Annotated in this window: 7 protein-coding genes; 2 read left to right on the forward strand and 5 right to left on the reverse strand. The window is 67.9% G+C overall.

Annotated elements, in window-relative coordinates:
* Positions 1-364: 364 nt before the first annotated feature.
* Both AB1578_18040 and AB1578_18045 read left to right on the forward strand, forming a co-directional pair.
* Entirely contained in the window at positions 365-592 is a 228-nt protein-coding gene (locus tag AB1578_18040) for a type II toxin-antitoxin system Phd/YefM family antitoxin (GenBank protein ID MEW6489795.1), read from the forward strand.
* The gene (locus tag AB1578_18045; protein MEW6489796.1) at positions 582-1,025 is read left to right on the forward strand and encodes a type II toxin-antitoxin system VapC family toxin; all 444 of its coding nucleotides are present in this window, start codon (positions 582-584) and stop codon (positions 1,023-1,025) included. The genes AB1578_18040 and AB1578_18045 overlap by 11 nt, the downstream gene beginning before the upstream one ends.
* Positions 1,026-1,192: 167 nt before the next feature.
* Here the strand turns inward: AB1578_18045 and AB1578_18050 are convergent, their stop codons facing one another.
* The 5 genes from AB1578_18050 to AB1578_18070 form a co-directional block, all read right to left on the reverse strand.
* Positions 1,193-1,702: a hypothetical protein gene (locus tag AB1578_18050; protein ID MEW6489797.1), complete on the reverse strand. Its 510-nt coding sequence runs from the start codon at positions 1,700-1,702 to the stop codon at positions 1,193-1,195.
* 27 nt (positions 1,703-1,729) lie between these two features.
* Positions 1,730-7,039: a DEAD/DEAH box helicase gene (locus AB1578_18055; protein ID MEW6489798.1), complete on the reverse strand. Its 5,310-nt coding sequence runs from the start codon at positions 7,037-7,039 to the stop codon at positions 1,730-1,732.
* 1 nt (position 7,040) lies between these two features.
* On the reverse strand, positions 7,041-9,905 hold the full coding sequence (locus AB1578_18060; protein MEW6489799.1) for a hypothetical protein: 2,865 nt from the start codon (positions 9,903-9,905) through the stop codon (positions 7,041-7,043).
* On the reverse strand, positions 9,902-10,336 hold the full coding sequence (locus AB1578_18065; protein ID MEW6489800.1) for a hypothetical protein: 435 nt from the start codon (positions 10,334-10,336) through the stop codon (positions 9,902-9,904). The genes AB1578_18060 and AB1578_18065 overlap by 4 nt, the downstream gene beginning before the upstream one ends.
* A 228-nt stretch (positions 10,337-10,564) precedes the next feature.
* The coding region (locus AB1578_18070) for a TolC family protein (GenBank protein MEW6489801.1) at positions 10,565-10,770 on the reverse strand (206 nt) is incomplete at its 5' end.

The following is a 10,770-nucleotide window of genomic DNA, read 5'->3' on the forward strand; positions in this document are numbered from 1 at the left end:
GGCTCATGAACGCCCAAGCCCTGGTCACCACCGAAAAAGACGGCGTCCGCCTCCTGGCCCACCTCCCGCTCCCCCTGCCGGTGCTCGCCACCCGCATCGAGATGGCGGTGCTCGACCGCCCGGAGGCGTTTCGGGCCCGCATCCTGGCGGCGGCGGGTCGGGAACTGGGGAGATGAATCCACCCCGGCCATGAAGCGCAGGGCTACCCTCGTCGCGCCCCACCCGGATTCCCAGGACGTAGAGGCGCGCGTCGGGCCGGAGGCCAGCGGATCTCTCCTGTTTCCCCGAGGATGCCTGATATGCTACATTTTGTGTCACTGTGGCACATGAAGCCTTTCGTGAACGTATGGAAGCGGGAGTCCCGATGAAAGCGCTGGGTGTCCGTGAGGCCCGCGAGGCCCTGTCCCATCTCGATCGCCTGTTGGAACAGGAGGGTGAGGTGCTGATCACCCGCCGGGGAAAGGGCGTCGCGCGATTGGTCCCTCTGGAGCGCAAGCGGCCGATCCCTTCGCACAGAGGGCTTCGGGAGAAGATGCCCAGGCTGGGGGTGGGCAGTGAGGTCCTCGTCCGGGAGGACAGGGATGGCCGGTGAGCTGGGCGCCGTCTACTTCGACACCAGCGCGCTGGCGAAGTGGTATCTCAATGAAGAGAGCTCAGAGGCAGTCGAGGCGTACATTCAGGAGAACGGGCCGGTCGAGATCAGCGACCTCACGGTGATCGAGATGCGTTGTCTTCTCGCGCGCAGGCGTCGGGAGAGGAGCATTGGCCCGGAGCTGGAGGCAGAGGTCTTCGCCACGTTCCAGGACGACATCCGACACGGGGCCTTGGTGTGCCACCCATTCCCTGACGGCCTTGCCGCCGGGGCAGTAAACCTCATGGCCGTACTGGCAGAGGTTCCTCTTCGCACGCTCGACGCGATGCACCTCACCATCGCGAGGGATGTCCAGGCGGGCGTCCTTGCCACGGCCGACCGTGTCATGGTGACCGCCGGCAGGGCCCTGGGACTCTCCATCGCGGAGTTCTGACGCGGGCCCGGTCGGCCTCGGCCACCGCGAGGTTGGCCTGGTTGGCTCCGGCGGTGAAGAGGGGCACAGTCCGTGGTCGTCTCCCCCGCGCGCTGGGCACCTGCGTCGAGTTCCGTGGGCTCGGCGGCGTTGCAGCGCAGACTGCGCACCCGTGCTCCGTGCCATCTTCAGGGATCGCCTCCTTGGCCCGAGGGGCTCCCGCTCCTTTCCGCAACCCGATCGGTCCGCCCGTCGATCCGCCCCTCGATCCACCGCCTCTTCTCCCCGTCCAGGGCGTCCCGGAACCACCCGAGGATCTCGGCGAGGCTGTCGAACCCGAAGTCGATCCAACCCAAATACCCGCCCTCGGGGAGCTCCCTCGGGGGCGACATGAGGGCGGACTGGCAGTAGAAGAGCGCCGTCCCCCGCCCGCACTCCCGCAAGAGATCCCGCACCGGCAGGTGCCCCGGCCCCTCCGAGTACTCCAGCGCCAGATCCGGCGCCTCAGCCTCCAGCAGCTCCCGCGCCCCTTCTCGCGTCTCCGCCCACAGCACGCGAAAGCCGAGGCCGGCGAAAAGGTCGCGGAAACCGGGGTCGAGGCGCCAGGGGAGTAGGAGGGTGGGGGGAGAAGAGGAGTCCGGGAACTGGGTCTGAAACTCGTCTTCCCGGCGTCCGATTTCGATCTTCTCCGAAGTCAAGACTTCCTCCGTCAAGTCGTGGGTTCCTCACCGGAGCTTTCGTCGCTTCCTTGCCCTATCCAGGCGCTCCTCGTTTGAAGTTCGGGCGGGCGGCGTCAGAACCTTCGCCTCGGCTGTAGGTGCTTCCGGTGCAACGCCGACGACTCCGACCAATAGTTGGTCCAGAGCGACGAGTGCCCTCCGCCTCTGCAACAGGCCCTGGTCGATGGCTACCTGGGCGTCGAAGGTGAGCAGGCAGTCCAGGCAGGCGGTCTCACAGCGCGCGTCGTGGTGCTCATCGACGAAGAGCGCCCTTCTCGCGGCCTCCAACCACGGACGGCCACGCTTCATGAGCTCGAAGACGTGCCCTGCGCCTCCGGGCACGTTGTCATGGAGAACGGCACCCCAGGTGTGCCCGCCGCTGCCGGCGGGCACGGTCAGCACGCCGAGCTCCCGGGAATCGAGCTCGAGGAGGTGCGCCCCCGCGATCTGCAGTGCGTGGCCCAGGGTAGTGACCACCGCGGGGTCGGACGCCTCTGCGCCGAGGCAGCCCGAGAAGTCGAGCATTAGCACGTCCGTGGGCTGGCGGGCCGCCAGGGTCTGGTTTCGGAGCACGGACCCCGGAGCGGGTTGCCAGCAAGAAGCATAGGCGCTGGGCGCGCTGAGCGAGGCGTGGGTATCGAACCCCGAGGGCAGGTTCAAGGTCCCTTCTCCGAACTCCACCTCACTCGTCGTGTACCCGCACTGGAGACACACGGCGAAGCCCTTGTCGTACTCACCCCGGTTGTACACCAGCAGTTCCCCTGCCTCCCGATAGCGAGCCAAGAGCCCCGGGACATCAGAGAAGGAAGGAATCTCGACGAAGGCATCCTCCCGCGCGGTCTGGGCAGCAAAGGCGATGGTCGCCTGCTCCGTGGTCCCCACCCGCGTCAGGGTTGATCCAAGGCGGGGCGGGTCCCACGCCGCGCTGCTGAAACCATGCCGGGGCAGGAGTAGCTGGTGCGGGGACCCGCCAGGAGCTGCGCGGCAGATGGGACAGGCACCCAGACCGTCGGTGGTCAGGGTGTAGTGGAAGTGGCCGTTCCGGCACTCCGCGTGGAGTCCCCGGAACCCGAGGTAGTTGTCCACGTTCGCGCCCGTCCAGTGCTTGAGCAGTCCCCGCGAGGTGACGACTCTGCCGGACACCAGGATCTGGGAGCCCGGGACATACTCCCGCAGGGCCAGCAGGCCGCCCCGCTCGAGCCGGTACTGGTCCTCTTCTCGGATTCTGGGCCGCTGGTTCCCATCCCGTTCTACAGAGACGACGCGGAGTTTCTGGAGACCGATGGGGAACCCGTAACGGGGGAGGAACTGCCGGTCCGCCAGGGCCTCGATCACCGTGGTCTCGTAGAAGGCACGAAGCTGGTACCGGATGGCGTTGCACTGCGCGCGAGCCCTGGCACCGTCCTCCGGCACCGATTTCCACCCCAGGAGCAGCTCCTGGTATTCCGCCAACCAGCTTTGAACCGCCTCCTCAAAATCCCCTCGTACCTTCTCGACGAAAGATGCCCAGGACTCCAATGCGGGTCTTCCGCCGGTGCCCTCCAGGAGCCTTTGGAGCAGGGGTCGAGCCCAACGCTCTCCATGCCCGGCAATCCAGCGCAGATAGTCCCCAAAGTGCCCCACAAGCCCGGGTTCGCGCCGACCCTCATCGACCCACGGGGCCCCTGCCGAGACGGCCCACGCGGTTACAGGCTCTCCAACCCCAGGCCGTGGTCCGCGCTCCCGGTAAGGAGGCAGCGGCACCCCGCAGAAGACTCCCATGTTGCCGAAGGCGTTCATGGCGCCCACGTGGGCCCCGGGCGGATACACGGTTCGGAAGAACTCGCCGAGGAGGTAGGCGTGGGCGTGGCGGCGCGCCACCCGCGCCCGATCGAGGAAGACCAGGGGTTTGCGGAACTCTGCCCGCAGGTAGTCGTCGAAGCGGCGGAACACCTCCCGGTCGTAAGGCCTGGACCGCGCAAAGGCCACGGCAAGCGACGAGCCGTCGGCCCGTCGCCCGGCTCGCCCCGCCCGCTGAAGGTAGTTTGCCTTGCCCGGCGGCACGTTGCTCATCAGGACGGCAGTGAGGCCTCCGATGTCGATGCCGAGCTCCATGGTGGTGGTCGAGCTCAGAACGTTGCGCACCCCAGCCTTGAAAAGGTCTTGCCGGCGTCGATTCTCGGCCGGAGAGAGCTGGGCGCTGTGCTCCTCTGCCCACAGCCCCAGGGCGAACACCCGGGAGTCCCGAAGCTCGCGGCGCTGACGCCCGTGCCTGGGATCGGCGTCGAGTTCCTCCGCCGTCACCGGTTTCAGCTCGGTGCAACCGGCCGCCGGCGCGCAGCCCAGCACCTCGTAGCTCCAGACGTGTCCCGTGCGAGGGCAGCGATAGAGCTCTCCTGAAGGGCGAAGACCAAGCTCCGGAATCCGGATGCGCACCGCCTCCACTGGTCCCTCTAGGGACTGCCGCTGCCCCCGTTCCAACCAGGGCAGCCGACCAGCAAGCTCCAAAAGCTGCGCGTGGCAGTAGCGGAGCAAGTCGGCGGCCATGTCTTCTGCTCTGCCCCTTGACAGTCCACACTTCCCTAGCACCTCTGCCGCAAACGCCCGACGGAGCTGTCGAGACGTGGCCCCCACAAACCGCTGAAGCAAAGGCCCACGGTCTGTCTCAACGGCACACCAGCGGCCGATCCACCCAGCCCCGAATTGGAATGCGTCATCCTCCTCGCGGGAGCCCATCGTGACGACACCATCGGCGCGAAGGGAGTCACAAAGGGCTCGCAGAAACGTGGGCCAAACGCTTGCCAGCGAGCGCCGGGCCTCCTCATTGGGCAGGACGCCGAGGAGTGAGTTGGGCGGGGAGGCCGCATCCAGGCCGGGGTATGTCACCTCTGCGAGGCCCAGGGTCTCGACGGTTGCCTGAGCGCGAGCAGGCCTTGCTAGTTCTCGCGCCAGCAGGTGCGGCAGCCTCTCCCGGACCTGCTGGAAGTTGACATCCCACTCCGCCTGAGTCCGGCGCGACCACTCGCTGGCCCTATGTTTCTCGCCCAGGTCGGAGCCCAGCAACTCGTGCGCCAAGGACGACCGCTCCAGCGCCGCAAGCCACTCCCGGAAGGAACCTCCCACTGTGGCAGCCGCAAGCTCCTGGCGCTTCACCTCCAGGTCCCTGCGAATCTGGTCGCGCACGGCCGGAGTCTGCGCCCAGGCAACCTCGGCCTCCAGCCGTCGGATGGTGTCACGGAGGTAGCCGATCATGGCCTCATCCGCCACCGGGCTGTCCCTCAAGCAACGCACCAATGCCGCCCTCACGAGTTGGATCTCGTGCTGCCGCATGAGGCCGGGCCCCAGGCGCGCCGCCTCCTGGCGGCTGTCGCTGAACGCCAGAAGCCTCCTGCCCCGAGCCGGGAGCCAGGGGTTGTGAGGCGCGGCAAGGGCCGGTAGCCCCGCGAGGACCGTCTCGGCCAAGACCGAGAGCGTCAAGGCCTGTGAGGAGTGGAAGGGGCGAAAGTCGTCCTCGCCGCAAGAGGGGCACGTGCGGACGTGGTGCAATAACACGCCTCCGCGGCCTCCTCCGCGGATGGCTCCGTTCCTGCCATTCACGAGGAACGCTGCCCTGGCCAGCCCCTCTTGCGGCGTCAGGAATTGGATACCTGGTGTCTCAGGCCTGGGGGCCGGCAGGTACCTCCCGTCGGCGTGAACTCCGCCCAGCACCCAGTCGCCGCAGTTCTTGCAGCGGAACAGCGTCAGGAGAGCCCCTCCGCAGGTCGGGCAGCGATCGGAATAACCGCAGCCGACGGCACCGAAAGGCGGCAGTCGGAGCTCTGGGCCGGCGGGGCAGTGTTCGTCGAGGCACACGAAGAGGCCATCCGTTGCCCGGGCGAGCAGGTGAATGCGGTGCGGCACCACCGGGAACTCCCCCGGGCTGCGGCGCGCCGAGGCGGCCAGTTGGAGAAGCACCACCGTGGCTCGCACTGCGACGGCATTTCCAACGTGCCACAGGTCCTCGGCCAGCGCCTGCAAAGAGAGGCACCGCCGCCTCCAGAGAACATCCTCCAGGCGGTGGAGCAGGGGAGAACGAGCGAGCGCACTGTGAAGGAGCACCGCAGGCTGCCCCTGGCCTTCAGCTTTCGCGGCTGCGACAGCATCGGCCCCCGCCAGGATGATCAGCCTGTCGGCCAGAGCCTCGCACGATTCGGCATCGACGGCGAGTTGCGGCTCGCCGTCCGGCGTCTGCACGATGGTCGGGCCCCGCAGCCAAGGGGTGTCAAAGTGCTCTGGCCCGGAAGCCTTGACGGGTGGCGAGGGAGGCTCCAGGGCCACCCGCATCGGTTCGCCGCGGATGACGCATACCCGTGCCTCTTCCTTTGAGAAGATCTGGGAGGCGAAGCGGCGAAGCTCGGCTGGATCGCCGGTGCCGAGGGTAGCGGAGGTGGCGATCTGGAGGACGTCGTCCGAGGCCACGCCGCAGCGTTCGAGCACCCGGCGTAAGAGGAGTGTGATCTCCGCGGCCAGGGTGCCGGTGTACAAGTGGGCTTCATCCAGTACCAGCGCCCGCACACCGCGCCCAAAGATGACAGCGTCCTGAGGGCGGCAGAGCATGTACTCGAGCATCGAGTAGTTGGTGATCAAGACGTCGGGGATCGGGCCTCGGGCGTCCGGCGGCAGGGGGCGGCCCTCGCGGTTTTCGAGGCCGCGGGCCTGCCGGCGCGTCCGAACCCGCGATGGGTCCCACCTCGGCACACCGGCCCGGTTGGCAGCCCCGTGGTCCTCCGGGGTCTCGCTCGTGAAGTGGAACAGGGTGACCCGCTCTTGCCCTTGCAGCCATTTATGGAGGCGGTCTACCTGGTCGTTCACGAGGGCGTTCATGGGGTAGAGGATGATGCATTGGGCGCCGGGCCCCTGGCGCGGGGAGGAGCAGAGCTCGTTCAAAATAGGGAGGAGGAAGCTCTCGGTCTTGCCGGCGCCGGTTCCCGCGGTGACCACCAACGCTGGCCGGGGCGCCCCGCCGCTCGGCTGGCTCGCCAGAATGGCGTCCCTCTGGTGGGCATACAGCGGCCGGTGCTTCGGGACGGCCCCTCGGCCGTCCAGGTGTTCGCAGAGCGCCCGGTCGAACCGCCCCGAGGCGGTAAGGTCCCCGAGGGACTCCTCTGCGGTCTCGGCCGGGAAGGCGCCCTCTACCCACAGATCGCCGACCAAGCCTCCAGACGCGCCGGGGCCAGACCAGAGCCGTCGGCAGATCTCGGTGAGTCGCGGGTCGCGGACGAAGTTGTCGTCCAAGGCGAAGTCCACCAGCCGGCGGCGAACGGCCTCGGAGAGCGCGAGTGCGTCGAGCTGCGCCATCTCAGCCTCTTGGAAGCGTCAGGGGGAGGAGCCGCAGCGCCAGGAGCCGTCGGAACGGCTCCACGCCCAGTGTCAGCCCCAGGTTGAAGCGGTCGTGAAGCTCCAGGGGTTGACCGCTGAGGTGCCGCCGGGCCCTGTCGACCAAGCCCTGGCCCACAAAGTTCGGATCGACGGCCAGGGTCTCGGCCACTGAGGCGCGAAGATAGTCTGCTGTGGCATCCATTTGCAGCAGGTCGGGGAGTTCCCCGAGGCAGAGGAGAAGTTCTGCCACAATGGTCGTTGCTGCAGCATCCCCGTGTGCTGGCACCCAGTACCCCGCAAACCAAGACTGCAGAATGCGGCAGAGCAACACGGGATCGGCGCGATGCAGGCGCCGTCCGGCGGCGCAGACGGCCTCACCGTCGAGCTCGGCGGCACCGGACAGGGTCAGTAGCACCGCGTGCGCCTCCTCGACAGCGGGGCGCCAGTCCCAGTAGAGGGCGCGTACCGCGGAGAGCCAACCCTCGTCCAGCCCCGGCATCGTCAGGCCGTCTGCCGGCGGCTGGGCCAGGAGCCACGCCGCGAGAACATCGGCAGGAAAGCGCTGGGCGAACTCTCGCACGTGGCGGCGCGCCTGGCCGGCAAGGACGGGCAGATGAAACCACCGCATCATCCCTGCCAGGAACTGTGTGTCTTCTTCGGATGCCTTGCGCAGCGAGTCAGCCCAGGAGGCAACCCACCACGCGCCGATCCGCTCCCCGCGGTAGGCAATCGCCACAGCGATTAACGGCGGGTCCTGGCCCGGGCCATCAGCCGACCACCAGGCACTGCCTCCGCAAGCGCCTTCGAGCTTGACCTCCGTGCACGCGATCTCGCCGTCCTCCGCCCACCAGACCAGGACGTGCCCGGGGGCGGGCTCGATCGGGCTTCGGACCCGCACGCGGATCCTCGGCGATTCGGACCAGAAGTCCACGTCTTCGATGATCCCTCGCGAAAACACCTCTCTGGAGACTTCGAGCACATCCTCGACCGCGTTGTATGGGCCCCGCCGCACGACGAGCCGCGCGCCCCAGCCGCTCAGGGCGCTAAGGGGACAGGGGCGGGGCCTCACCCGCCCCACCCAGGCGTCGCCTTCGAGCAAGGCCAGATCCCGCGGCCAGACGACGGCCGGCGGCGGAAACATTCGAAAGGAGCCTGCTTGCGCCTCCTCCACCGAGAGAGGAGCGGAGGCCGACACCGCCTTCCACCCATCGGCACCCAGTTTCACCACCCCCAAAGGACAGATCGGAACGGACCGGTGGACCGTGCAAGACTCGGCTCCCCGGCGCGCTCCGATCCGAACGGTCATCTTTTCTGCGGCGAGAGATGAATCCCAGGGCATGGGGCCGGCGCTGGTGGTCCCCGGCCCTGTGCGGGCCAGATCGAGGGGCACCGTGCCGCCCCTGACGAAGCGAATCTCCACGTCCGGCGGATGTCGGAGCTCCAGCCGAAACGGCGAACCCACCCGCACCGTGCCGCCGTTCCCAGCGGACGCCTGAACACCCTGCGCCCACGCCGGTTCCCTCTCCTTGCTCAGGACAGGAGCCCAGAGCACATCGGCGCACAGGAAGACCTTCAGGTCCGGCGACCAATTCTGGGGCAGCAGCCAGATCCTCCAATCGTTCCCCAGGGCCTGCCACACGGCCGGCCGGGGCTCCGGCCGAAGGTCCTGGGCGAGAAGAAGCGCATGGGACTGCGCCGTGTGCAACCGGTCGTTCCAGGGGTCTTTCACTCGAGTGCCTGCGGGAAGGCGGAAGACGGTTACGTCCTCTCCGGGGTCCCAGAGGCGGACTATGCTGCTCTGTGCTGGATTTCCGTTGTCTTGGAGAAGATGGGCGCTGACGTCTGGCGACATCGAAACCAGCGGCACATCCTCAAATCCAACTCCCGCAAACGTTCCGTCCGGTTGGCGCACGATGGGGCCGATGATACGCCCCCCGATCTGGAGCCTGTACGTGTCCTCGGGCAGATCCAGGGCCGCAAGGTTGGTGACGGAACATCGGAAACTGGGGGCGTGGGGCGCCTGCCATTCGAGCGTGGCCGGGGACAAGAACGGCAGAGGCTCGGTATCCGAGACGCTGACCACGTCGCGGGCCGTTCCCAGATCAAGCTTTGTCCGGGTGATGCGAACCGCATCGTCGCTCCATTCTGGAAGAAGCCAACACGTGTCTTGGATGGCCGAGCGAAGTGATGGCTCCCGAATGTTGTTCAGGCGGTAGTCCCGAAGCCGTTGCCACAGGTTCCGAAACCCAGCACTTCGGAGCGCACCGTTGCTCAGGAGTCGACGAATACTCTGGGTATGCCCCTGTCCAGCGAGCCAGTGCGGCAGTCGGAGAAGCAGGCCGCGACGAGTAAATCCGAACTGGAGGAAGATCGTGTCGAACCAGTTCTGCAGCCCCTCCACCCCGAACACGTGGCGAAGATTCAGGCGGCGAGCGGCAGCCTCCAGAGCATCCTTGTGGTCCTGGGTAGGCTGACCGTTGTTGACAAAGAGTCGCGCTTGGACCCGAGGACGGAACCCGATGCCGAGAACGGCCGGCCAGATGTGGCCTTCCGTCGCCTCCCGCCTACCTTGTTCCGATGCCAGGAAGAGCAGCAGCGCGCCGATGGTCGCCTCCCGGGTCAGGCCACTGACACCGGCGCCGCCCCGCAGCCACGCGTCGCACGTATCCAGGGCCAGGGCTCTCGCCCAGGCCAAGAGCCACTCGTAGTCTTTTGCGTCGGGTTTGATCTCCGCAAGGGACCAGGGTGCAGAGCCGAGCCCCAGCGCGTCGCGCCTCCGGAGCATCGCCTCTACACCCTGTCGAACAGCCCCAACGTCCCGCGGATCGAGCCCCCCAAAGATCATGTTCCCTCCCTCCTACCAGACACGCCATGTGACTGACCGCTGGCCAACCCTGCGGGAATGCCATTCCGGCGGGCCATCCTCCAACCACCGTCCTGAAGGTCTGTCGTGCAGCGTCGACTGACTGGAGTTGCACCGGGGGCGGTGGCTTCGAGGGCCCCGGAGGTGCCGGGGACCGCGGCCTCGTAGATCTCGCCGAAGCGGGTTGGGCCCGAAAGGGGTTCGGCGCGCACGCGAATCGGGGCGGAGGTCTGGGTGCGGAGCCAGGCGGCGTAGGGGGCGAAGCGGGATTTGGGGTAATCGCTCAGGAGGTGGACGGCGCCAAAGGGCCGGGCGGCCACCGCGCGCCCGATGGGGCCCAGGCCCGCGGCCGGATCGCCCTGGGCGGCCTTGAGGTCGGTGTTTCCGAGCCAGCACACCAGCACGTCGGCCATGGTCCCTCCCGCGGCAGCGAGGATACAACAGGGCTTGCGGGAGGAGAAGGAAACGTGTGCGCGGCGCCGGCCGCACCGTTCCCAGCGGAGCATCGCCAGGGTGGAGGGGTGACCGAGGGATAGGGAGCTCTCGGGAGGGGGGGTGAGGGCGGACGCGCTTCTCCGACGGAGCAGGGAAGGGGGCCTCGCGCGGTACTCATCCTCCTGTCGTGGGGCGCCCCCCGGCGCTCACGCCCCTCCCCCGAGCACCCGGTAGAGGGTCACCCGGTTGGCCAGGCGGGCCTGCCGCACGGTGATGAGGGCTTGTTGGGCGGCGTAGAGCGCCCGTTGGGCGTCGAGGACGGCGAGGTAGCTGTCGACCCCGCCCCGGTAGCGGGCGTCGGAGAGGCGGTGGGTAACGGCCGCCGCCTCCACCAAGGCCTCCTGGGCGGCGA

It is taken from the genome of Thermodesulfobacteriota bacterium (genome assembly GCA_040756475.1).
GTDB lineage: Bacteria > Desulfobacterota > Deferrisomatia > Deferrisomatales > JACRMM01 > JBFLZB01.

Bases quoted from the DNA above. Each gene is read 5' to 3' on its own strand.
- AB1578_18040 (MEW6489795.1), top strand. From the start codon at position 365: ATGAAAGCGCTGGGTGTCCGTGAGGCCCGCGAGGCCCTGTCCCATCTC.
- AB1578_18045 (MEW6489796.1), top strand. From the start codon at position 582: ATGGCCGGTGAGCTGGGCGCCGTCTACTTCGACACCAGCGCGCTGGCG.
- AB1578_18055 (MEW6489798.1), bottom strand. From the start codon at position 7,039: ATGGCGCAGCTCGACGCACTCGCGCTCTCCGAGGCCGTTCGCCGCCGG.
- AB1578_18060 (MEW6489799.1), bottom strand. From the start codon at position 9,905: ATGATCTTTGGGGGGCTCGATCCGCGGGACGTTGGGGCTGTTCGACAG.
- AB1578_18065 (MEW6489800.1), bottom strand. From the start codon at position 10,336: ATGGCCGACGTGCTGGTGTGCTGGCTCGGAAACACCGACCTCAAGGCC.